This is a genomic window from Paenibacillus sp. JT22N15 (assembly GCF_059383755.1).
On the sequence record NZ_JBXENV010000012.1, the window covers coordinates 174145 to 197317 of the forward strand.

General features: G+C 51.8%; 19 protein-coding genes. 3 read left to right on the forward strand and 16 right to left on the reverse strand.

Annotated features, from left to right (window positions below):
• The 15 genes from AC50X8_RS23315 to AC50X8_RS23385 form a co-directional block, all read right to left on the reverse strand.
• A complete protein-coding gene (locus tag AC50X8_RS23315) occupies nucleotides 1-870 on the reverse strand; it encodes an ABC transporter permease (RefSeq protein ID WP_056033917.1) in 870 nt (289 codons plus the stop codon).
• 707 nt (nucleotides 871-1577) lie between these two features.
• Complete coding sequence (locus AC50X8_RS23320) at nucleotides 1578-2105, reverse strand: hypothetical protein (protein WP_056033700.1); 528 nt, start codon at nucleotides 2103-2105, stop codon at nucleotides 1578-1580.
• A gap of 143 nt (nucleotides 2106-2248) precedes the next feature.
• The gene (locus AC50X8_RS23325; protein WP_494881791.1) at nucleotides 2249-2767 is read right to left on the reverse strand and encodes a hypothetical protein; all 519 of its coding nucleotides are present in this window, start codon (nucleotides 2765-2767) and stop codon (nucleotides 2249-2251) included.
• Between the two features lie 49 nt (nucleotides 2768-2816).
• Nucleotides 2817-4967 (reverse strand): ABC transporter transmembrane domain-containing protein, encoded by a 2151-nt coding sequence (locus tag AC50X8_RS23330; protein WP_494862522.1) that lies wholly within the window; start codon nucleotides 4965-4967, stop codon nucleotides 2817-2819.
• Between the two features lie 207 nt (nucleotides 4968-5174).
• The gene (locus AC50X8_RS23335) at nucleotides 5175-6803 is read right to left on the reverse strand and encodes a response regulator transcription factor (protein ID WP_056033692.1); all 1629 of its coding nucleotides are present in this window, start codon (nucleotides 6801-6803) and stop codon (nucleotides 5175-5177) included.
• On the reverse strand, nucleotides 6800-8545 hold the full coding sequence (locus tag AC50X8_RS23340; protein ID WP_056033689.1) for a sensor histidine kinase: 1746 nt from the start codon (nucleotides 8543-8545) through the stop codon (nucleotides 6800-6802). The genes AC50X8_RS23335 and AC50X8_RS23340 overlap by 4 nt, the downstream gene beginning before the upstream one ends.
• Before the next feature lie 184 nt (nucleotides 8546-8729).
• On the reverse strand, nucleotides 8730-9947 hold the full coding sequence (locus AC50X8_RS23345; protein ID WP_494881797.1) for an acyl-CoA dehydrogenase family protein: 1218 nt from the start codon (nucleotides 9945-9947) through the stop codon (nucleotides 8730-8732).
• A 23-nt stretch (nucleotides 9948-9970) separates the two neighbouring features.
• On the reverse strand, nucleotides 9971-11341 hold the full coding sequence (locus AC50X8_RS23350) for an LLM class flavin-dependent oxidoreductase (RefSeq protein WP_494881801.1): 1371 nt from the start codon (nucleotides 11339-11341) through the stop codon (nucleotides 9971-9973).
• Between the two features lie 49 nt (nucleotides 11342-11390).
• The gene (locus tag AC50X8_RS23355; protein WP_056033682.1) at nucleotides 11391-12380 is read right to left on the reverse strand and encodes an ABC transporter ATP-binding protein; all 990 of its coding nucleotides are present in this window, start codon (nucleotides 12378-12380) and stop codon (nucleotides 11391-11393) included.
• Complete coding sequence (locus tag AC50X8_RS23360; protein ID WP_494862530.1) at nucleotides 12364-13467, reverse strand: ABC transporter ATP-binding protein; 1104 nt, start codon at nucleotides 13465-13467, stop codon at nucleotides 12364-12366. Before AC50X8_RS23360 ends, AC50X8_RS23355 begins: the two co-directional genes overlap by 17 nt.
• 47 nt (nucleotides 13468-13514) lie before the next feature.
• A complete protein-coding gene (locus AC50X8_RS23365; RefSeq protein ID WP_056033679.1) occupies nucleotides 13515-14417 on the reverse strand; it encodes an ABC transporter permease in 903 nt (300 codons plus the stop codon).
• A 21-nt stretch (nucleotides 14418-14438) separates the two neighbouring features.
• Nucleotides 14439-15386, reverse strand: coding sequence for an ABC transporter permease (locus tag AC50X8_RS23370; RefSeq protein ID WP_494881805.1), 948 nt, complete (start codon nucleotides 15384-15386; stop codon nucleotides 14439-14441).
• Nucleotides 15387-15485: 99 nt separating this feature from the next.
• The gene (locus AC50X8_RS23375) at nucleotides 15486-17093 is read right to left on the reverse strand and encodes an ABC transporter substrate-binding protein (RefSeq protein WP_494881809.1); all 1608 of its coding nucleotides are present in this window, start codon (nucleotides 17091-17093) and stop codon (nucleotides 15486-15488) included.
• A gap of 28 nt (nucleotides 17094-17121) precedes the next feature.
• Complete coding sequence (locus tag AC50X8_RS23380) at nucleotides 17122-18315, reverse strand: amidohydrolase (RefSeq protein ID WP_494881811.1); 1194 nt, start codon at nucleotides 18313-18315, stop codon at nucleotides 17122-17124.
• A gap of 69 nt (nucleotides 18316-18384) precedes the next feature.
• On the reverse strand, nucleotides 18385-19044 hold the full coding sequence (locus AC50X8_RS23385) for a carboxymuconolactone decarboxylase family protein (RefSeq protein WP_056033667.1): 660 nt from the start codon (nucleotides 19042-19044) through the stop codon (nucleotides 18385-18387).
• 154 nt (nucleotides 19045-19198) lie between these two features.
• Here AC50X8_RS23385 and AC50X8_RS23390 point away from each other — a divergent pair, with 154 nt between their 5' ends.
• On the forward strand, nucleotides 19199-20095 hold the full coding sequence (locus AC50X8_RS23390; protein ID WP_056033665.1) for a LysR family transcriptional regulator: 897 nt from the start codon (nucleotides 19199-19201) through the stop codon (nucleotides 20093-20095).
• Nucleotides 20096-20238: 143 nt separating this feature from the next.
• Complete coding sequence (locus AC50X8_RS23395) at nucleotides 20239-21600, forward strand: LLM class flavin-dependent oxidoreductase (protein ID WP_494881813.1); 1362 nt, start codon at nucleotides 20239-20241, stop codon at nucleotides 21598-21600.
• An 80-nt stretch (nucleotides 21601-21680) separates the two neighbouring features.
• On the opposite strand, the gene AC50X8_RS23400 is transcribed toward AC50X8_RS23395, so the two are convergent.
• Entirely contained in the window at nucleotides 21681-21950 is a 270-nt protein-coding gene (locus tag AC50X8_RS23400) for a hypothetical protein (RefSeq protein ID WP_494881815.1), read from the reverse strand.
• Nucleotides 21951-22233: 283 nt separating this feature from the next.
• Between AC50X8_RS23400 and AC50X8_RS23405 the strand changes: the two genes are divergently transcribed.
• Complete coding sequence (locus tag AC50X8_RS23405) at nucleotides 22234-23118, forward strand: YihY/virulence factor BrkB family protein (RefSeq protein ID WP_494881817.1); 885 nt, start codon at nucleotides 22234-22236, stop codon at nucleotides 23116-23118.
• Nucleotides 23119-23173 lie beyond the last annotated feature (55 nt).

Consider the following 23173-nt stretch of genomic DNA (forward strand, 5'->3'; position numbering starts at 1 on the left):
CTAGAACAGCGCATTGTCGCGGTTTCGTTTACTTACAATATAGTTGGACAGCAGCACGAGCACGAAGCCAACAACGGATTGGTACAAGCCTGCAGCTGAGGACATCCCGATATCGCCAAGATTAATGAGCGCGCGGTACACATACGTATCAACAACGTTCGTTGTGGAAAGCAGCTCGCCGGTATTGAGCGGTACTTGATAGAATAAACCAAAATCCGAGTAGAAAATACGTCCAATTTGCAGCAGCGTCATGATCGTAATAACAGGTGCTATAAGCGGAATCGTAATTTGCGTAATTTGGCGCCATTTGCCTGCTCCATCGATGGTAGCGGCTTCATAATATTCCGGATCAATGCCGATGATCGCTGCAAGATAGATGATGCAGAGGTAGCCGACATTTTTCCAAACGTTAACGATGACTAGAATGACCGGCCAATATTTAGGCTCGCTATACCATGAGATAGGATCAATTCCGAAGAGCGGAAGAATCTGTTTATTTATGAATCCGGTTTCACCACTCAGCATGGCGAGTACCAAATAACCGACAATAACCATTGAGATCAAATAAGGAATGAGCACGATACTTTGATAAAAACGGGCGGCCACTTTTTTCTTCACTTCATTAAGCAAGATGGCAATGCCCACCGCTATAATCAGGTTTAGTATGATAAAAGATATGTTGTAGAGCAGCGTATTGCGGGTAATAATCCAAGCATCTTCGGTTTTGAACAAGTATTCAAAGTTTTTAAGGCCGATCCAATCGCTGGCCAAAATGCCTTTGGCAAAGTTGACATCCTTGAAAGCAATGATGAGCCCCAGCATCGGCAAGTAGTTGTTAATGAACAAATAGATGACTCCGGGAATAATCATAATGAATAATGGTGCGTAACGTTTCAGCCTTTTCAATACGGGATTTTGTGCCCGTCTTACTTCCGTCTGCTGCTCCGCTGGTTTTGCTGTCGCTGTGCTTGCAGTCGTCGCCATCGCGGTTCCCCCTTCACTTCTTCTACCTCTATCTTAGTTTTTCGCGGGCAAGCACACTACGACTAAACCGACTTCTTCGTTGTCATCTTCCGACATCTTGATAGAGCGGAACAAGGTGAAACGGCTGTCGCTGTCCTTTGGCGGCGCGGCGCGTTTCAGTCCGAGAAATATAGAGAAGGGATCGAAAAAACATATCCTTTCCTATATTTGAACAAAGGCATCTGCTTTTAATAAATAGCTAAAAAGCCTGCCCTATACGATTGCGCGTACAGAGCAGGCTTCTTCTAGGCCTCTATATGGTTCTATAATTTCTAGCTATCGCAAGCTTCTCTGGCCAAAAAAGGATGAGCAGCCTTATGCTTGTGCTCTCAAGGCTTCATTTGCTTGAACGATTTTGCCAAAACCGCTGCCTTTCTTGATATCTTTCTTACCAAATCCAATTGGTGGGATCATGTGCTCGCCTCCGTTCATGATTCATTTCACTATCACTTGTAGGGAGCGCCTCTGTGAGCGCTAAATAATCAAAAGCTTGCTGCATGATAGATTAGCTGTTTGGGAAAGTAATACATACGGATAACCTTCATTATCAAAGGTTAGGGGCGAGTCCTAGCAGCTCGTTTCTGAACGTAGCCTTCGAGCTCGCTAAAGGGGATTTTGTAAAGCATAAGATGATTTACGGGTGACTTCGATGCGCCTTGCAGCGCTGTAAATTTGGACAGCAGCCTGTCAAGCTGGCGATCATCCGCCCTCACCCAAAACTGTACCTGTTGGACGCCAGGGCTCGATTCCTTCATTAATTCAATGAGCGCATTCAAGCCGTGCGCAAACAGCCTGGTGCCACGATATTCCTTGCGGATAAAAGCAATCTCGATCTGGCAAATATGCTGATCCTCATAATCATGCTCGCCCGTCCCGCAGACGAAGCCCGCAGCGCCGGCAATCTCGTAAGGCTCCTCCCTAAAAAGCAGCAGGCCTTTGCCCAAAATGAGCGGTCCTCCCATAAAGCTCAGCTTCATCGGGAAGGAATAAGGCAGATTCAGTTCAGCATGATGCTGAATCAGAAACGCAGCGTACGCCTCTTCATCCATTTCAAGCGCACAGGGACGAAATATAAACGACATTAGTTCGCTTGGGCTCTCAATGCTTCATTAGCCTTAACAATCTTGCCGAAACCGCTGCCTTTTTTAATGTCTTTGTTGCCAAATCCAATTGGTGGAATCATTTGTCCGCCTCCATTCCTAGATAATTTTTCCTACAAAAACGATTATACTGGATTGGTTTTTCTTAGCATAGTACCAATTTTTCTAATTTCACCGCTAAAAACCGTTTCTTCTCCAAGCGCTCCCTCGCGCTTATACTTCTCTTCTACAAACTTCGCATACATCCGGCAAAGACGTCTATTTTCAGACAAGGCTGCAAGACTCAGCTCCCGAACCTCCGGATGGTTTTCCAGCACTGTATGGACCAGAAAATGAAGCCCTTCTGCAAACAAGCGCGTTCCCCGATGCTTTTGCTCAACAATGACCATATCCACAAAAACAACTTCCTTATTCTGAAAATCCTGCTCCGGCGTCCCATAATAAAAACCGGAAATGCTATTTACCTGGTGCAGCTCATCCAATCCTACAATGATCTGCCCCTCCGTCAAATAAGCGTACAGCAGCGACAACGTGTCCATTGTCGTATAAGCGGGATGCAAATCCCGCCTGTGCTTCAACAGAAACAAGCTGGCCTTTGCATAATCCTCATCATTTTCACACCGTTTAAAATACGCCATTTCCACCTAAAATCCCCCTCTCTTCACCTGAAAATGTTCCTGCTCTGCCGCTGCGCTACATTCTTTGCTGAAGCGTTTGCTCCAGCATATGCAGCAGCTGCGGATGCTCCTTCGTCAGCCGATGGAACGCTTCGCGGCGCATCGACAGCAGGACGCCGGAACCGGCTGCCTTTACCGTGGCGGTGCGCGGAATGTTCCGCAGCAGGGCAATTTCTCCGAAATGGTCGCCGTCCTGCAATACAGCTACCTTCTTGTCCTCTTGACCCTCAAACGCCTTCCATATTTCAAAAATGCCGCGAACGATAATATAAAACTTATCGCCCTCCTCGCCTTCCCGTACAACCGCTTCGCCTTCCCTGCACGTTTCGGAGGTGAATAATTCAGCTGCGCCTTCCAGCAGCTCGGGAGCCATTCCGGCAAAAAACGGCAGCTTCGCAAGCCGTTCTCCTCTCACCGAGGCATATCGTCCATCTCCCGATACATGGAAGCCGTGCTGCTTCTCCCATAGGCTGCTGTAAAGCCCTTGCTCCCTAAGCAGCTGCTGATGGGAACCGCTCTCTGCCACTTGACCGCCCTGAAATACATAAATTTGATCCGCATTTACGACAGAGGAGAGGCGATGGGTAACTGCTACGATCGTGCGAGTACCCTTTAATTGTTCAATAAGGTGGTTAATGTCCGCCTCAGCTGCCGGGTCCAGCGCCGATGTTACTTCATCAAGCAGCAGCAGCTGCGGCCTGCGAAGCAGAGCGCGTGCAATGGCAATGCGCTGCCGCTCCCCGCCTGATAAGGAGCCGCCTTCATGGCGAATCCAGGTGTCGTAGCCATCCGGCCAGCCTGCTATGGTATCGTGGATGCCCGCCTGCTTTGCAGCTGCAATCATGTCCGCTTCCGCGATATCGTCGCCAAGCAGCAGGTTTTCCCTCACCGTCATATGGAACAAAAACGTGTCCTGCGAAACAAGCGCAGCACGCTGTCTAAGCGAGGCTTCGCTAATGTCCTGAAGGGGAACATCTTGGATAAATATATTTCCCTGCTGGGGATCATAAAAGCGGGAGAGCAGCTGGAGCGCTGTGCTTTTGCCCGATCCGCTGGGGCCAACGAAAGCAACATAGCTGCCAGCTTCGATCTGGAGGCTGACGTCTTTCAGCTGCGGAATGCCCGCGTTGTAGCCAAAGGTGACCTGCTCCATGCGCAGGGACAAGCTCGTATCCGGCAGTAATGCAGGATGCTCAGCTGCTGGCAAATCTGGCTTGCAGGCCATCATTTCATCGATGCGCTGGAAGCTGATGTTTGATTCGATTAATTGGGGAAGGAGAAAGGCCAAATTCGAGCCCGACTGCCCCACGCTCATAAACAAGGTGAAGAAGGCGATAAAACCGCCAACAGTCATCGCATCATGAAAAATTAAATAACCGCCGAAGCCCATCATAATTCCGTTGAGCAGCAGCAAAGCCGTTAAAGGCAGCCGTTCCATTAAAGAATTGCTCATATGAAGATTCATGCCTGTCTTAAACAAAGCCGTAATTTTGTTGTCGCCCCTTATGCGAAACCGGTTTTGCTGATGCAGGCCCCGAATCGTTTTGTGCCCCTTGGCCATCTCATCGATCATATTGGAGAAGCGCTCCTGCGCCTCCTTGTACTCCCGATTCGCCCGCTCCGAGCGCTTCTGCACAAGCTGCGGCAGCACAAACATGAGAACCGAGCCCGCGAGCATGGCAAGCGTCAGCCTCCATTCCAGCGTAAACAGCATCATGAGCCCCAGCGCTACAGCAAGCAATTCTTTGAGCAGCATCGGGCTGGAGCCGCGAATCACCCGTTCAATGGAGCCCATATCAGCCGAGAAGCGGGTCACCAAATCACCAACCCGATAACGCTCGTAGAAGGGCAAGGACTGGAGCTGGATATGAGCAAACAGCTCTGTTCGCAGCTTGCGAACGACCTCTCCAGCCAGCCTGCCTAATGAATAGTCCGACACTGCACCGGCAATGACATTCAAGATGCCCCCGCCGAGCAGAATAAGCAAAATGATAATAAACGCCTGTAAGTTTCGCGGTGTAAAAGCTTCATCCACCAAATATTTCAAGCTAAGCGGCGAAGCCACTGTATAGGCTACTTCTATTAATAGTGTGAATAAGAATACGCTGCTCAGCAGCTTGTATTCGGCAAATCGGCGCATTATTTTGATCATTGCTTGCAAATCCACCAGCACCTCCGCCCTAAGTCTGATCTATTTATAGTTGAATACTGGAAAAAAAGCAATACTAATTCGCGCTCGCCCGGATGCTTTTTGGTAAACGCACAAAACCCTCCATTCCACAGCGGATGGACGATGGCTTACTGCTTGCCAGGCGCCTCGCTACCCGTGGAACTGAAGGGTTATTTTAGATTCGTAAGAGGAGAAGGGGAAAATTCAGCTTCCCTTGGCCTGCCCACTTTGCTGGAGCTTGCGATATTCCTGCGGCCCGACCGAGGTCGCTTTTTTGAACATTTTCGAAAAATGCGAATAGTTGCCGTAGCCCAGCTCATAGGCAATGCTTGTTATCGCCAGCTCCGTCTTCGCCAGCATTTGCTTGGCGAGCGCTACCCGCTCCTGCAGCAAATATTCGGAAATCGTCAGCCCTGTATCCTTCTTGAACAGGCGGGCCAAATAATCCGGATGTAGGCATACATGGCTGGCAATATCCTCACGCGATAGATCATCGCTCATATGCTTGGCGATGTAATGCTTGACCTTGTCGACGACGGTCTGCGTCTCGTCTACGCTATTCAGATTGCCGCTGACCTCATGGATAAGCACAGCTACCCACTCCGACAAATCAGTAATAGACCGGGTTACGGCATCTACCCGCTTCATCAATACCATCGCGGAAAATACCTGATGCGCCCGCAGTCCCTTGGCATGCAGCACCTGATGCACCATTTGCAGAAAATCCTCATAAAAGCTGCGCAGCCACCTGGCATCCGCCTGCCCCGACTGCTTAACGCCGTCCAAGTATTGAGCGATTTCCTCCAGCATTTCCTTCCCGCAGCCAAGCTTGAGCATTTCCGCCCAGCCGCTCATCACAGGAAGCGGGGCAACATCCGTACTGACGTCGCAATTGACGGGGCTAAGCCTTTCGTTCGTGCGCGTTACATTGCGCGACTCCATCTCAACAAGCTGCTCGTACATCTCGCATATTTCCTCTACTGGTACTGAGCTTCCCATATAGCAGCACAAGTCGCAGAAAAAATAACGATTGCACGCCTCGATATAGGAATCGATCTGCTCATGCAGCTGCTCGCCTTCCCCCTCCTGGCGAATAGGCAGCAGCGCGAGCAGCGCCCCGCTGCGCACCTGAACAATTCGCCCGAGTCCGGACCTCGCGAGTATCATTTCCTCAAAGGAATTGCGCAGCGCATATTCCATGATCTTCTCCTCGCGCAGCGTCAGCTCCTTGTGCCAGCGCTGGACGCTAATGAGCACCGGCTTATAGAGCGGCAGCTCCTCATAAGCAATGTTATGCTTCGCCAGCGCCTCTCGTATGCCGTCCTTCGTCGAAGGGATCGAGCGGCTCAGCAAATCCTGCCAGAAGCGCTCCATAAACATCGGCTGATAAGATTCCCATAGCCGGTAATAATGCTCGTACATGTCTGCAAATTGCAGCTTCTCGCGATCAAGATCGGCTTTCGCCAGCTTGTCCAGCGCGCGCTTGACCGTGCTGGCCAGCTCGGGGTAGCGGACGGGCTTGAGCATATAATCGCAGCTGCCTAGCTGAATTGCTTTTTGCGCATAGGAGAAATCAGCATGGCAAGTAAGAAACATAGCCTCTGTCTGCGGGTAATGGATTTTCACCCAATCGAGCAGCTCGAAGCCGTTGCCCTGCGGCATTTCAATATCGCAAATAAGCACATCGATTTTGCTGTCGCTCATAATTTCCTTAGCCGTTCGGATATTGTAAGCTTCATGCACAACCGATATGCCAAGCTCCTCCCATTCGACGCCTGCCTTAATGCCCCGCACCGCATGCCGCTCATCATCGACAATTAACAGCTGTCTCATCCTCGTCGTCCCCCTGTCTCTTCTGGTTGCATCGGCAGCCACAGCTCTACGATCGCCCCTTGACCTGAGCTGCCGCTTAGTGCCATGCGTGCTGCATCTTGATAAAGCAGTCCCAGCCGCTGCTTCACATTTTGAATGCCGATATGATCGCCTTCTTCATTGCTCAGCTCCATATCTCGCTGGAGAAGTGCCAGCACCTGCGGCGGGAAGCCTTCCCCCGTATCCTCGATGCGGACATAAAGCGTATCTTCATTGTGCGCTTTGGCAGTAACGGCAATGTGAACCTGCGTATCCGTATTTACCGCATGCTTAATTGTATTTTCCACAAACGATTGAATGACTAGCGGCGGGATAGGCACCCTGCCAAGACTGTCATCCGTATGGAAAGCGAAGGTCAAATCGCCCGGAAAGCGCATTTCCTGAATGCGTAAATAATTCATCGTATGGGCAAGCTCATCAGATAGAGACACGAACGACAGATTGCTGCGGAACATAAACCGGAAATATTGGACCAGGCAATGCGTCATTTCCTGAATAAGGTGATAATCCTTCACTTGGGCCAAATTATAAACAATGTTAAGCGAGTTAAGAAAAAAATGAGGATTGATTTGCAGCTGTAAATGCTTAAGCTGTGCTTTTTTGTTATTCAGCTGCTCCTCCAGCACATTAACCTTGAGCTCCTTAATTTGCGTAATCATGCGGTTGAACGATTCGTTCATCACCTCAAATTCAAATGTGGAGGACGGTTTCGTGATCCGCACATCGAGATTGCCGTCTTCGATGCGGCGCATCGCCATAATAATACGATTGACTGGAACAAGCACCAGCTTGCGCAGCAGCAGCAAAATAATCGGCAAAATGATAATGGCCCCAAAGGAGATGAGCGAGACGATGCTGCGCAGAAAGGGAAGCTTCTCCAGCACAACGCTGTCGGGAATGAGGGCGACCAGCCCAAAGCGGCCTCGTGAGGAGCGCTCGCCGACTGCGATAAATTGGTCATCGCTTCCCGTAAGCTGATAGCCTTCGTTCCCGCTGCCGCTAGGTTCAATCGAGATGCCGCCATCCAGCGGCGTATCAATAATGGGCTTCATACGGTCATCCGTCAGAAAGGCCCGGCCCTTTTCACCCAAATCAATTAAATGCAGCGGCACCATTAGCTGATCTACATTGCCCATCGCGCCTATATAAATGTCGCCGTATTGAATGACATAAGCTAAATAATCACCGTCCGCCATATGCTGGACGAACCAGTCCTTCTGCAGCGGCTTCTTGGCAAGCTTGATCATTTCTACAATGTTCTGCTCCATCACGGTTCCGGTGGCATAATCCGGCGCAACGCCAAACACGCTCATCAAATCATCATTCTCCGGCGAATAAATGAAGAACATATCCATCGACTTATAATTGGGCAATTCATTCCTCAATTGGTTTCTCAGCTGGATTTTCTCGAACGCATAGCCGTCGGGATTTTGCTCGCGCGGCTGCTCCAGTACGAGCAGGCCAGTCTCCATCGCCGCTATATTAAACAAATATTTCTCCACATCCTCCAAATTGCGGTCAATTTGGCCCATATAGAGGCTGATCAGATTTTTATTGGACTGGGCGACCTGATTCCGTACGACATTAATCGCATACAGATTGTTGTAGATCATGAAGGATACAATCGGAATGACAAGCAGCAGGAAACCGAACAAGAGCTTAAAGCGGAGCGTGCGATAAAAAAACGGATGTCTGATTTTCATGCTTTACCCCTCTCTCTTCTGCCGCTTGATCAAAGTATAGTATTTTTTGCAAGCGTTTTCAATAATATCATTATTCCTGCTTGCTCCTTCGAGCCTAGCTAAGCACAAATAAGGAAGTCTTCCAAATGGGATATTTGGAGTGCTTCCTTGTTTGTGCTTGTTCGTGCTTGATTGTATTTCTAAGCTATAGTCCCAGCTCATGCTTGCCCGCCGCCTCGCGCTGCTTGTCTACCGGGTCATGCAGCGTGAGCGTTCTGGCGTTGCGGTAATAGCGGTCGAAATTGCAGCTTCTCGTCGCTGAGCGGGCACCCATAATTTGAAAAATCGCATTCGTTACGTCGAGCGCGGTGTCGGTCGCGATGATTTTGGCATGGGACGCCGCTGCTTGAACAGCCCTGTGCAGTTCCGGCTCTCCTTGCCGTTCATTGACTGCTTGCAGCAGACGTGCGCCGCGAACTACCAGCTGCTGCGCGGAGGAGAGCTTGGCCGCCATTTCGCCTACCCGGAGCTGCGCAATCGGGTCCTCAGCCGCCGTCTTGGCCTCTGACCAAGGCCTTGCTTTCTCCTTCAAATAGTCAACAGCCTCCCGAAAAGCGCCAATCGCAATCCCGACATATTGGGCCGCAAAATGAATATGAAACTGTGCTGCAAAAAAAGGTACATGGGCGGCATAAGCGCCTGGCCCTCCCATTACATGCGCTTCTGGAATAAAAGCGTCCTCCGCAATGACGGTGCCGCTTCCGGTGCCGCGCTGCCCGATGCCGTCCCAATCATCATGGATCGTAATGCCCGCTCCATTAAGCTCCGCTATAGGCATCATATACCGTTCATCCTGATTGCCCGGCGCATCCTCGGACACCGAGCGCCAGAACGCCCATTTTGCGCCGGGCGAGCCGGTTGCAAAAATCTTTTTTCCATTCAGCCGGTAGCCGCCCTCTACTTTACGAAGCGTATTAGCCAGTACGAAACGATTCGCCCCTGCCTCGCTCCCAAAACTCCCGAATAGGTGGCCGCGCTGGACTTCCTCGAAAAAAAATCGCTGCTGCCCCGCATCCCCCATCGCATGAACCAGCTGTACCCCCGTATTGTGCAAGGCAAATACTTGCGAGGTGGACGAGCACCAGGAAGCCAGCTCCATCAGCGCCAATACGAGCAGCACAGCATCTCCCTTGTAGCCAGCGCCGAAGCCGCCGAACGCTTCAGGAACAGACAGATTTTGCAAGCCTTCGCTCTTAAGCGCAGCGAGCGAGGAATAAGGATACGCGCCTTCGTTATCCACCTGCTTGGCGGCGGGCCCAATGCTTTGCTTGCCTATTCGGCGAAGCTGGGCGAGAAGCTCCGCTTGGCGCTGCGTGTATTCGGTCTGCTCCACAAGCTGGAGGAGCAACTCGTCGTTAAACATCATCGTCTCCTACTTTCCTTCGATTAGACAAGGGCGGTCGGCGTGCGGAACGAAGCGCCTGGATGATGCTCCGGCAGTCGTGCCTCTCCTTTGCCGAAAAGCCGCTCGCGGAGCGTGCCTGCTTCGTAATCGGTTTTGAACAGCCCGCGTTTTTGCAGCTCCGGGATGACCAGGTCGACAAAATCGACATAAGAGCCTGGCAGCACATACGGCTCCAGATTAAAGCCGTCCACGTCCGTTTCCTCCGTCCAGCGTTCGATTTGATCGGCAACGTCTTCTGGCGTACCGACAACGGTCAGTCCGCGAAAGCCCTTTTGCACAAAATCGTCCATGACCTCCTGCACCGTCTTCTTCGTCTTGCTGTGCTTCGTAAAACGGTCGGTATGCGTTTGGCCCATTTCGGTATGAATATTTTCAAAATAGGCGTTCGGGTCAAGCTGCGTCAGGTCGATTCCCGTCACACCAGCGTAGCTGGATAACGTCGCTTCTGCGCTCTGATGCTGCATATACTCGTCGAATTTGCGCTGCGCCTCCTCGCGCGTCTTTGCCACTACAACCGACAGCCCGGTGAACACTTTCACCGCTGCCGGATCGCGTCCATATTCTGCGGCCCGCCTGCGAATATCAGCGATCTGGTCCCGAAGCACCTCCGTCGTCGGCGCCTTGAGGAAGATGCCCTCCGCGTGCCTCGCGGCGAAAGCGCGTCCCCTTCCGGAGCTGCCCGCCTGAAAAATAACCGGCGTCCGCTGCGGGGAAGGCGTCGAAGCATGGTACCCCTCCGACTTGAAATATTTCCCTTCATGCTTCACCTTATGAACCTTCTGCGGATCAGCAAATACCCGCTTCTCGCGATCAACGAGCAGCGCATCATCCTGCCAGCTGCCCTCCCAATACTTATAGCTGACATCCATATATTCATCAGCCATATCATAACGCTCATCATGCGGCAGAAACTCGCTTCGGCCGAACAAATCGGCGGCCGATTTGCTGCTCGTCGTCACGACGTTCCAGCCGATTCGTCCCTTCGTAATATGATCCAGCGTTGAAAATCTGCGCGCATTCGCATAAGGAGCCTCATACGTCGTCGAGGTCGTCATCGTAAAAGCGAGGTGCTCGGTCGCCTGCGCAAGCGCTGGAATGAGCAGCATCGGGTCATTGCCTACTGCACCCGATGCCTCGCGGAACGCAAGCTCGGTCCTCTCCTTCGGATAGCCGTAGCTGTCAGCGAAAAACATAAAATCAAATTTGCCCCGCTCCAAAGTCCGGGCGATGTCGATCCAATAATCAATGCTGTTATAATGAATGCGATTTTGCTCGGGATGCGTCCAGATGCCTTGGGTCAAATGATTGACGGCATTCACCTCAAATACGCCCAAATGAATTTTTTTCTTCATCGTCTACTCTCTCCTATCCCTCAATAGCTTAGCTTGTGTGCAAGTGGCCTTACGCAAGATGGCACGCTGCAAAATGGCCCGGCGCAACCTCCCGTTTGAGCGGCACCTGCTTCCGGCAGGTCTCAACCGCATACGGGCAGCGCGGATGAAAAGCACAGCCGCTGACCGTCTCCAGCGGAGATGGAATGTCGCCCTGCAAAATCATCCGCTCCTTCTTTATTGCAGGGTCGGGAATCGGCACAGCGGACAGCAGCACCTGCGTGTAAGGATGCAGCGGCTGGGCGAACAGGTCGTCCGTTCTGGCCTCCTCGACCATTTTGCCTAAATACATGACGCCAATGCGATCAGATATATGGCGGATGACGCCAATATCGTGGGCGATAAATAAATACGTCAGCTTTAATTCCCGCTGCAGCTTGCGCATCAGGTTAATGATTTGCGATTGAATGATGACGTCCAGCGCCGAAACGGGCTCATCGCAGATGACGAGCCGCGGCTCAAGAATAAGAGCCCGGGCGAGTCCAATCCGCTGGCGCTGGCCGCCGGACAGCTCATGCGGCAGCCGGTCATAATGCTCCTCCTGCAAGCCCACCGTCTCCAGCATCCGCAGCGCAAGCTCCGTTCGTTCCTGCGGGCTGCCTATTCCGTGAATGATGAGCGGCTCTTCCAGCGTTCTGCCGATGGTCTTGCGGGGATTCAGCGAGGAATACGGGTCCTGAAAAACCATCTGGAGCTGCCGGCGGCTGGCCCGAAGCTGGCGGCTCGGCATGCGGTTTAAATCCTCGCCCTGGTACAGCGCTTCTCCGGCAGTAGGCTCAACGAGACGCAGCAGCGCCTTGCCGAGCGTGCTTTTGCCGCAGCCCGATTCCCCGACCAGCCCGTAGGTTTCTCCTTCATAAATGTGAAAGGAAACATCATCAACGGCTTTAACGAGACTTTTGCGAAAGGATGCCGGACGCTTCGTACTATAATGCTTGGATAAGCCTTTCACTTCCAGCAGCGGCATGGGCCCGCCTTCCTGTTCATGGATAGATGGCATGCTGCACGCCTCCTTTCGCTTCGACTCTTTCGGATGCTTCGGCTGACTCAGCTGTTTCAGCTGCTACGACTGCTCTAGCTGCTTCAGTTGCTTCGAACGCTTCAGCCAAAGTACCGGCATGCCAGCAGCGCACCATCGTTCCACTGGCAGCATCGCGCGTTAATTCCGGCACATGCTTGCGGCACTGGTCGTCTGCATAGGCGCAGCGCGGCGCAAAGCGGCAGCCCGTCGGTACATTCGATAGCGAAGGCACACTGCCTTCAATCACTTGCAAATCCTGCGTTCTGTCTCCATCCATTCGCGGTATGGCCCCCATCAGACCAATCGTATACGGATGCAGCGGACGGGCGAATAAGGTGGCGACATCAGCCATTTCAACGACCTGCCCCAAATACATGACAACGACGCGCTGGCATGTTTCCGCGACGACACCCAGATCATGGGTGATGAGCAGAACACTCATTGCCAGCTTGCGATTCAGCTCTGTTATCAGCTCCATAATTTGCGCTTGAATCGTCACATCCAGCGCTGTCGTCGGCTCGTCGGCAATAAGCAGCTGCGGCTCGCAGGCCAGTGCAATCGCAATCATGACGCGCTGGCGCATGCCTCCAGAAAGCTGGTGGGGATACTCCCACACCCGCTGCTCCGGCGAAGGAATGCCCGTCAGCTTTAGCAGCTCGATCGCTTTGCGAACCGCCTCCTTGCGTCTGATTTTCTGATGCAGCACTATAGCCTCGATAATTTGCTCGCCAATGGTGTATACCGGATTGAGCGAGCTAAGCGGGTCTTGGAAGATCATCGCAATTTCATTGCCCCGAATTTCCCGCATTTGCCGCTGCTTCAGCTCAAGCAGATTGCTGCCTGCAAATCGGATTTCCCCTTCATAGCTCACGTCATGCTTCTCATCGAGCAGCCGCAGCACGGACTGGGCAGTGACGCTTTTGCCGCATCCGGATTCTCCGACAACGCCGACGATTTCCCCACGCCTAACATCAAAGGAAACGCCATCGACTGCGGCCAGCTTCCCGCGTGCTGTATGAAAATAAGTTCGTAAAGCTTTAACCTCAAGTAAAAGCTCCTCCGGCATTTCTTCCACCCTCCTTAGTCGGACTCCAACCCGCCGGCTGCGATGCCCTATTTTTTCCCTTTACCCTGTCTAACATGAGGATCGAGCAAGTCCCTGATTCCATCCCCAAACAAATTCATCGCCAGTACCGAAATAATGAGCGCAAAGCCGGGAAACAGCGTCATCCACCAGGAGTTGTATATATACATTTTTCCATCGGCCAGCAAATTGCCGAGACTTGCCATCGGAGCCGGAATGCCTGCCCCCAGAAAGCTAAGTGCAGCTTCCACAATAATCGCCTCGGCAAAAATAAAGGAGCTCTGCACAATAAGCGGCGAAATCGTGCTGGGCATAATATGCTGCCACAAAATCCTCGTCTGTGACGCGCCCAAGGCGTGCATCGCTTCCACATAGGTTTGCTCCTTCGCGACGAGCGCGGCTGAACGGACGATTCGGGCTACCGAAGGAATGAACACGATAATCAGGCAAATAATCAGATTGGAAACGCTTGGCCCGAGCGCGGCCATAATAGCAATCGCCAGCAGTATCGCCGGAAAAGCAAACAAAGCATCCATCGTCCTCATCAGCAATTGATCCAGCCACTTGTACATGCTCGCATACAAACCGATAACAAGCCCTAGAACGGCGACCGACAAAGCGACGGCAAAGCCAACCTGCGCTGATATTTGCGTGCCATGCATCACTCTGCTGAAAATGTCCCGGCCCAAATTATCCGTGCCAAACCAGTGCTGCGCGCCCGGCGGCGACAAGCGATTAACGATATCGACGTCGAGCGGGCCGTAAACGGATATCCATGGCGCAAAAAAAGAAATGAAGGCGACCACTATCATCAGCACGCTGCCCGCCGACGCTGTTTTGCTTGCCAGCAGCCTCTTGAGCAGTCCGCGCCTTCGATTGCCTATCGTGCGCTTGCGCTTTGCCAGATGCAGCGAGGGCTGTGTTTTTTCCATCCGCGCCCAGCCTCCTTTCTGTTATTTATTCAACCGAATCCGGGGATCGACGACCGCATAAAGCAGGTCAACGACCAAATTCACTAGCACATAGGTGAACGCGATGAACAGCACCAAGCCTTGAATGACGGTATAGTCCCGGCGCGATACCGAATGGACTAGAAGCTGTCCCAGTCCCGGAATGTTAAAAATGCTCTCTACGACCGCCGCGCCAGCGAGCAGCGTACCGAACGTTCCGCCAATGACCGTCAAAATGGGAATGAGCGCATTGCGCAAAATATGCTTGTATACGATGCTCCGCTCACGCAGCCCCTTCGAGCGCGCCGTCTTCACATACCCTTGGTTCATCACCTCCAGAAAGGAGGAGCGAACGATTCTGGCAATAACCGACGACATGACGACGCCGACTGAAATGCCGGGCAAAATTAAAAATTTCAAGAAATCCCAAAGCCCGTCACTGATCGGCGCATAGCCGGATACCGGCAGCCATTTCAGCTGCACGGCGAACAGAAGCACCAGAAACATGCTGAGCAGGAAGCCAGGAATCGTTATGCCGAGCAGCGTATAGGTGGTCAATGCTTTATCCGCCCAGCCCCCGCGATTGACTGCCGCCCATATGCCGAAGGGCAGTGCGATGGTTATCGCAATCAGCTCGGCAAGCAGCGCGAGCGACAGGGTAGGCTGAAGATGCTCGCCTATGACGGCAGACACCGATTTTTTCAAAAAATAAGAATCGCCTAAATCCCCGCGCAGCGCTGAACCCATCCACTGGCCATATTGCATGATAAGCGGCTGATCAAGCCCCATATTGGCACGCAGCTGCTGAATCGTCGCTTCGTCTGCTCCATCACCCAGCATGACGCGCGCGGGATCACCCGGAATGAGGTAAATGATCAGAAAGACAATAACCGACATGATGAAAAGAATAGGGATCAACGATAGCACTCGTTTTACAATAAAAGCGGTCAAACCGTTTACCTCCCTCCAAAGTGAAATTCCGCACGGCGTACAGTTGCTGTATGCCTGCTTTAGGCCCGCTCCAATGCTGTATAGTGCTGTGCAATGCTATTATTCAACCAGCTTCGTATTTGCCAAATTCGGAATGTTGCTGAGGTACGTCAAGCCGACGAGATTTTTGCGAACCGCATTGTAGTTGTAAATATCGCCGATTTTAATCGCCGCCAAATACTCCCACTCATAGGCTTGCAGCGCATCATTCGCCGCTTTTATCGCATCGTCGCTAATAGCCGAGGTAGAAGCTTCAAGCAGCTCCGCAAGCTTGGCATCATCAGCAAAGCCATAGGTCGGGTTCAAATAAAGCAGCTGTGAAGGCGTTGAAGGCACGAGGAATGGACCGACATAAATATCCCAGCCATTCGGGTCAGCCCGCTTCGTCAGCATCGTGGCGTAATCGGAAATGTCGATTTTCGTCTTGATGCCGATTTGCTCCAGCTGTGCCTGCACCATCAACGTTGCATTATAGAAGGTGCCTGTATCCTTGGTCGTCAGAAGGGTAACTTCCTCGCCATTGTAGCCCGCTTCCTGGAGAAGCTGCTTCGCCTTGTCCGGATTTTTCTGGTTATAGGCTTCGCTGCCTGCCTCGCTGTACCATTTCGCATTTTCCTTGTACATGTAGCTCGGATTCAAGCGGTACAGCTCCGGTGTGGAGACGATGCCAAGCAAAACCTGGTCAACATCGAGCACCGATGCGACAGCCTGGCGGTATTTCAGCTGCGAGAACAGCGGACCTTTTTTATTGAAAACCAAATTGAAATCAGTGGACAGGTTTTTGATGATTTCCACGTCAGGGTCATTTTCAACCTGCGGCAAATTATCCAGACTGACATCGACATTGTTAAAGTCCTTCGCGAGGAAAGAGGAGAAACGCGTCGCATTATCCGTAGCCAAAGTGAAATACAAATCGTTCACGAGCGCTTCCTTCTTGCCGGAAAAACCGTCAGCTGGCGCATCGACAGGCTGGTAATCCGCAAATTTTTGCAGATGCACGTATTGGTCGGTTTTGTACTCCACAAACTTGAACGGCCCGGTTCCAATATACTCGGTTACGCCATCCGGACCAGCCGCATCCACGACCTCCTTCGGCATTATCGCTGCAAAATTAAGCACATGGCTAAGCTGCGCCAATGTATCATTTCTCGGCACGTCCGAGCTGAGCACGACCGTATAGTCATCCTTCACCTCAAACTCGCGATCGGAAAAAGAGCTTTTCGCGCGCGGCGCCGTATTTTTCCAGCGATTGAGCGAGGCTGCTACATCCTCTGCCTTCATCTCCTTGCCGTTGTGAAACTTGACGCCTTTACGAAGGCGGAAGGTGTACACTTTCCCATCTTCACTCAGCTCATAAGACTCGGCGAGCATTGGAACAGGCTCATACTTGGCATTAAAGGCGAATAGTCCCTCGTAAATATTGACCGCTATCGTGGAATTGCTTCCGCCAAGCGACAGATGCGGATCAAGCGTCGGAATCGTTTGCGCAAGCGGATATTTCAGTTCGGTTGCCAGCTTCTCGCCTCCCGATGTGCCAGCTGCTGCTGACTCGGCTGGCGAAGCCGCTCCATTCGAGCTTGCAGGTGCAGAGCTGTTGCTGGAGCAGCCGAAAACGATGAGCAATGCGCCGAGCAATCCGATTATTCCTAACTTTTGATATTGCTTCATAAATAAAGTGCCTCCCTGTTATTGTGCATTATGACTGCCAATCCACTAGCTTTTCTGCTGCTTTTACGAATAAGGCCACTCCGTTTGCCAACGCATCCTCATCAATTGCAAATCGTGGATGGTGATGCGGATAAACGATGCCTTTCTCGACGTTGCCCGCGCCTATATTAATGAATGTGCCAGGCACCTTGCGCTGGTAGGCGGAGAAGTCTTCGCCGCCCATGCCCGGCGGGTTGTGAACGACACGCTCCTTGCCGACGACTTCAATCGCCGCCTCCTCCACGATTCGGGTCAATGCTTCGTCATTAACCACGGGATCATAGCCGTACACATACTGGAACTCGAATTGCGCATTATGTGCCGAAACAATACCTGCGACAATGCGCTGCAGCTGCTCCTCCGCCTGCTTGCGCACCTGCTCGCTGAAGCTCCGCACCGTTCCTTTCAGGGTTACCTTATCAGGTATGACATTATGGGAGGCTCCCGCCGTGAATTGGGTCACAGAGACGACCAGCCGTTCCAACGGATCGGTATAACGCGCCACAATATGCTGAATATTCGTCACGATCTGGGCGCCAATCGCAATCGTATCGACCGAGCGATGAGGGAAGCCGGCATGGCCGCCAACCCCATTAACGGTAATGGTGAAATTATCCGGCGATGCCGACATCTGACCATATACGACGCCAATTTGTCCGACGGGCAATTGGGCGGCCAGATGCTCGCCAACGATCCAATCCACGCCGTCCAGTACGCCAGCTTCGACCAGCTCGCGCGCTCCCCCCGGAGGAAGCTCCTCTGCATGCTGAAAAATAAACCGGATTTCGCCATGCAGCCGCTCCTTCTGCTCTACAAGCAGACGCGCTGTCGCGAGCAGCACAGCGGTATGTCCATCATGCCCGCAGGCATGCATGACGCCCGGATTTTGCGAAACATAATCAACCGTGTTTTCTTCCGCTATCGGCAGGGCATCCATATCCGCCCGCAGCGCCAGCGTTTTGCCCGGATAAGCACCGACAAGCCTCGCCAGCACACTCGTCTTCGTTGGGCGGCTGATGATCAGCCCGCCAAAGCTGCGCAGCGTATCTTCCACAAACTGCGCCGTCTCCGTCTCCTCAAAGGACAGCTCCGGATGCTGATGCAAATGCCTTCGCCATGCGACAACCTGCTCATGAACCCACTCGGGGAGCTGTCCGCTCCAGCCTTTATTTTCATCTGACATGCTTGCTTCCCCCTTCTTCCTCTTCTTCTTCATTCGATTATCAGGCTATTAATGGCTAGAAATCGGCTGCTACTCCCGCTCGTAGGCTTGAAGGGCATTCACCCGGTGTGCCATCGCAGAGCCTGCCTTCAACACCGTTGCCACAACAATCGTCTCAGCCAGCTCCTCCAGTGTTGCTCCCGCTTCCTTCGCCTGCCTTGTAAAAATCTCAATGCTGTAAGCACTTCCCGTCACATGGGCCGAGCCTACTGCGATGAGCAGCTTTTCCTTCGCTTCGATATGCTGCGGCTTAAGCGACTTATGCAAATATTCGAAGAAAGCATTGTACAGCCCCTCATTTACGTCCTCCAGCTGCTCGACCAGCTCGATATTGCTTCTGCTGTACAAATCCGTTTCTTTGCTGTCGTTGAACGCATTAAGCGCATTGACCGACTGATAGAAGGCGGAATGAGCATTGACCGCAGCACCGACAGCCGCCGCTTCGAACAATTCCTCGAACGATGCGTTTAGCGCCTTCGCTTTGCCGACATGGGCTTCAATACAATAAGGGCAGCCTGTAACATGGGCAACGGCAACGGCTATAAACTCTTTAACTTTCACTGAAATTACGCCATCAGCAAGTGCTTCCTTGTTAAATTCGCCGAACGCCTTAAAGGCATCAGGGGCATAGCTGAATATTTTGGATGAGAAGCTAGGGGCGTGTCTGGTGTACAAGCTTTCGTTCGACATTAGGGTAAAACCTCCATTTTCCATTTTAAATATGTGTAATCCACTTGATTTAATCGGGTTTATATCTGTTATAATAGGGCATAAAGCTGAACGTGTATAATTGAAAGATTTAAATAGCCAATTTAGTATTTTTTAAGCATAGGGGTGAAATCGCATGGAAATTCGGTTAATTAAAACGTTCCAGACCATTGTTAAGCTCGGTAATTTCCAGCGTGCTGCCGAGGCACTGCAATATTCGCAGCCTACCATTACGATACAAATCAAGAAGCTGGAAGAGGAGCTCGGCATGAAGCTGTTCGAGCGGGGCAAAACGATAACGCTCACCAGCGCCGGACGGCTGTTCCATGAACGGGCCGATATGCTGCTGCGGGAATACGACGAGCTGAACAGCTCCTTAACGGATTTCATTCAAGGGGACGCTGGCGTTGTGCGGGTAGGCGCTTCGGAGCCTTCCGCCAGCAGTCGCCTGCCTGGCATTCTGTCCGCGTATACGCAAAAAAAGCCGAAGGTGCAAATTAAAGTCAAGGTCGGCACGACCAAAGAGCTGATGCAGATGGTCATCGACGATGAAATTGATCTGGCGCTTTGCAATCAGCCTGAACCGCATATCGAGCTTGAATTTCACCGTTTAATGAAGGAACAATTTTCATTGCTGCTCCCTGCTGGGCATCCCTTTGCTGAACGCGCGGAAATACGGATGAAGGATTTGCGGAATGAAAAGTTTCTGTTCACGCCGGGAACCTGCTCGTTTCGGATTCGCATCGAGGAAATGATTACGAAAAAAATCGGCAAGCTGCGGCATAACAGCATTGAGGTCGCCAGCATCTCCGCGCTCAAATATTATGTACAGGCTCAGCTTGGCATTGCCCTGTCGCCCATCGTCGCCATTTCACCGCCGCTGCCGGGGACAATCATTAAGCAGGTTATTGATATGGCCGAGGGGCCTGAGCTCGGCATCCTCATTAAGCGGAACAGCACGACGCTGAGCCAAATTAATAAAGAGCTGATTGCCGATATTAAGCAGGCGCTCACTCCTGATCCAGATTGGTAGCGAGTCGATGCTTTAGGTTTATTAAAGCGGCGCTTTAGCATTTTCAATTGTACAAACGATGCCCCTTCCGCTATGCTCACTTATAACTATTATTCCGAGTGAATAACTTGATATTTAAATAGTGGAACGGAGCGCTGCTTGCGATGAAAAAAATCCATTTAGGCATTTTCGATATTCATACCCCTAATCAAATGACCCAGGGCTTATGGACCCATCCCGCCAATCAATCTACACGCTACAAGGAGCTGGCTTTCTGGATTGAGCTGGCGCAGGTGCTGGAGCGCGGCAAATTCGATTTTATGTTTTTTGCCGATTCCTATGGCTACCCCCACCATAAGCGCGAGCTTTCGTATCGCGAAGCTGTGTACACACCCTCCAACGATCCGATGCTGGTCATTTCTGCACTCGCTGCCAGCACGAAGCATCTCGCATTCGTCACGACGGCCTCGCCTGTGTATGAGCTGCCATTTCCCAACGCCCGCCGCTTCTCGACGCTTGACCATTTGACAAGCGGCCGCATTGGCTGGAATGTCGTGGCTACAGGCGGCATCAGCGGCGCGGAAAGCTTTGGCCGCAGCGGCATATTGCCGCATGATGAACGCTATGAGCAGGCTGAGGAATTTATGGAAGCCAGCTATAAGCTGCTGGAGGGCAGCTGGGAGGATGACGCTGTCATCGCCGATCGCGAGCGCCGCATTTACGCTGATGCGGACAAGGTTCATGTCATTGAGCACAGCGGCAAATATTATAAAATGAAGGCCTCCCATGCCAGTGAGCCTTCTATTCAACGGACGCCCGTCCTGTTTCAGGCGGGCAGCTCGGATCGTGGGCGAGATTTTGCCGCCAAGCATGCCGAGGGTGTTTTTCTGAAAGCCCCGACTGTAGAAGCGCTGAGGGCTCAGGTGCAGGATATTCGCAAGCGGGCTGTCGCTTATGGCAGAGGAGCCGGGGAAATTAAAATTTTCACGGGACTGTCGGCTGTGGTTGGCCGTACGCGCGAGGAAGCTGAGGGCAAGCTTGCCGAATATAAAGCCCATCGCAGCCGGGAGGCGGCTTTGCTCACCTATGAGAATGCGACGGGCATTGATTTGTCCGCGCTCGCTCCCGATGCGCCATTCGAACAGATAAAAACCGAGCAAGGACGCACGCATACCGAGCGCTATACGAAGCATAGCGGCAAAGTTCAGAGCGTCCGAGAAGTGAGCGATAATTTTGCCGAGAAGGAATTTCGCGGTATTGTAATAGCCGGAACAGCTGAGGAAATTGCCGACCAAATGCAATATTGGGTAGAGGAAACCGGTATTGACGGCTTTAATTTGGAGCGTTATGTGCTTCCCGGGACGCATATCGACTTTGTCGATCTCGTTGTGCCAGAGCTTCAGCGGCGCGGCATGTTCAGACAACAATACGAGGAGGATACGCTTCGGGAGCGCCTGTTCGGCAAAGGAAATACACGCCTGCCGGATACTCATGCGGGCGCAGCCTACCGTTTTCCCAATAGCTGAGCCGCAACCAATAGAAGGGGTTATCGTTAAGTCGCCTTATTCAAGCGCGGCTTAACGATAACCCCTTTGTGCGTCAGTATTCAATGCCCCATCTGATGCACTTCATCGGCGTTATAAGACAACAAGCCGAATACGATCAGCAGCGTTGTGAAAATCACGATACAGGCGCCGATTCGCCGCAGCGTTTTTTGACGCTCGCTCATATGCTCGCCCTGCCCATGACGTTTTTTAGTAGAAGCAATAAACAATAGGCCCACTCCTAGCAGCAGCGCTATGACGACGCTTGCTTGCAAATATACGTCCATACGATCACTTCCTGTCCGCCCATTTATTCTATAGACGATGATCATTTGGAAAAAGTTGTACCTGCTGCGCGATTAATTGTACGAATTATCTTGCTCCAGCTCCTCTCTCTTCTCTCCATCAATTCATTTCCTTGACACCCACTTCCTTACTAATCCAGTTTGTCTACTAGTTTTTGGAATAGCATACGTCCTATTTCGCTTGAGCTGCCTCCTGTGCGGGTAAGTATAAGCAACAGCATAAACGACAGGCAATGTCGGGGCTTAACCAGCCTGCATGACCATATATGAATAACTTAAAAAAATAGATCATAAACGGAGGTAGCTGCTTATGGCACCTAAATCAAAAACGATGCGATTTTTCCTCGATATGTATGTCCGTTTCCGCGATGATGATGTGCCGGGGGTAGCGGCGCAGCTGACTTTTTATTTGATTTTGGCCTTCTTCCCTTTTCTGCTGTTTGTCGTCAGCCTGCTCGGCTTCGTTCAGTTATCTGGGAACAGCCTCGTGGCCGAGCTTATTCGCCTGCTTCCTGCCGAGACGGGCGAGGCAATCAGCAAGGTGCTTGAAGAAATTACGCAGGGCAGCAATGGGACGCTGCTGTCGGTCGGAATGCTGGCGACGATCTGGTCGGCATCCAATGGCATGAATGCCATTATTAAAGGCCTGAATACAGCCTATGAGGAGCAGGAAAGCCGCCCCTTCTGGAAAATACGCGGCATTGCACTGATCGCCACGCTCGTGCTTGGCCTTGTCATTACGCTCGTCATGCTTATGCTCGTATTTGGCCAGACGATCAGCAGCTATTTGTTCAACCTGCTTCATGTGCCAAGTGAAAGCGAGTGGGTATGGAATTTGGTGAAATATGCGATTCCGCTCGCCGCTATGCTTATCGTATTTACGATGCTGTATTGGATTGCTCCTAACCGCAGGCTGACCATCAATGAAGTGCTGCCCGGCGTGCTGTTTACGACAATTGGCTGGGTTGCAGCCTCGATGCTGTTCCAGTTCTACATTAATAATTTCGGCAACTATTCCAAAACGTACGGCAGCATAGGCGGCATTATTATTTTGCTGGTCTGGTTATTCATTACGTCGCATATCATTATATTAGGCGGGGAAATGAATGCGTGCCTGGCTCGTTCACGCCCAGCTAAGCCCAGTCTGCAAGAGCGCCCGCCGCAAAACCGGACAGGCTCCTTTTTCGTCAAATAAAGGAGAGGGCTAGCTGATATCTGAAATCAATATCACTTAATGCCTGTTTCATATC

Coding starts and splice junctions, on each gene's coding strand:
- AC50X8_RS23345 (WP_494881797.1), bottom strand. CDS start 9,947: ATGTTTAACGACGAGTTGCTCCTCCAGCTTGTGGAGCAGACCGAATAC.
- AC50X8_RS23350 (WP_494881801.1), bottom strand. CDS start 11,341: ATGAAGAAAAAAATTCATTTGGGCGTATTTGAGGTGAATGCCGTCAAT.
- AC50X8_RS23400 (WP_494881815.1), bottom strand. CDS start 21,950: ATGATCATCGTCTATAGAATAAATGGGCGGACAGGAAGTGATCGTATG.
- AC50X8_RS23390 (WP_056033665.1), top strand. CDS start 19,199: ATGGAAATTCGGTTAATTAAAACGTTCCAGACCATTGTTAAGCTCGGT.
- AC50X8_RS23375 (WP_494881809.1), bottom strand. CDS start 17,093: ATGAAGCAATATCAAAAGTTAGGAATAATCGGATTGCTCGGCGCATTG.
- AC50X8_RS23340 (WP_056033689.1), bottom strand. CDS start 8,545: ATGAAAATCAGACATCCGTTTTTTTATCGCACGCTCCGCTTTAAGCTC.
- AC50X8_RS23335 (WP_056033692.1), bottom strand. CDS start 6,803: ATGAGACAGCTGTTAATTGTCGATGATGAGCGGCATGCGGTGCGGGGC.
- AC50X8_RS23395 (WP_494881813.1), top strand. CDS start 20,239: ATGAAAAAAATCCATTTAGGCATTTTCGATATTCATACCCCTAATCAA.
- AC50X8_RS23315 (WP_056033917.1), bottom strand. CDS start 870: ATGATTATTCCCGGAGTCATCTATTTGTTCATTAACAACTACTTGCCG.
- AC50X8_RS23385 (WP_056033667.1), bottom strand. CDS start 19,044: ATGTCGAACGAAAGCTTGTACACCAGACACGCCCCTAGCTTCTCATCC.
- AC50X8_RS23380 (WP_494881811.1), bottom strand. CDS start 18,315: ATGTCAGATGAAAATAAAGGCTGGAGCGGACAGCTCCCCGAGTGGGTT.
- AC50X8_RS23405 (WP_494881817.1), top strand. CDS start 22,234: ATGGCACCTAAATCAAAAACGATGCGATTTTTCCTCGATATGTATGTC.
- AC50X8_RS23355 (WP_056033682.1), bottom strand. CDS start 12,380: ATGCCATCTATCCATGAACAGGAAGGCGGGCCCATGCCGCTGCTGGAA.
- AC50X8_RS23360 (WP_494862530.1), bottom strand. CDS start 13,467: ATGCCGGAGGAGCTTTTACTTGAGGTTAAAGCTTTACGAACTTATTTT.
- AC50X8_RS23365 (WP_056033679.1), bottom strand. CDS start 14,417: ATGGAAAAAACACAGCCCTCGCTGCATCTGGCAAAGCGCAAGCGCACG.
- AC50X8_RS23320 (WP_056033700.1), bottom strand. CDS start 2,105: ATGTCGTTTATATTTCGTCCCTGTGCGCTTGAAATGGATGAAGAGGCG.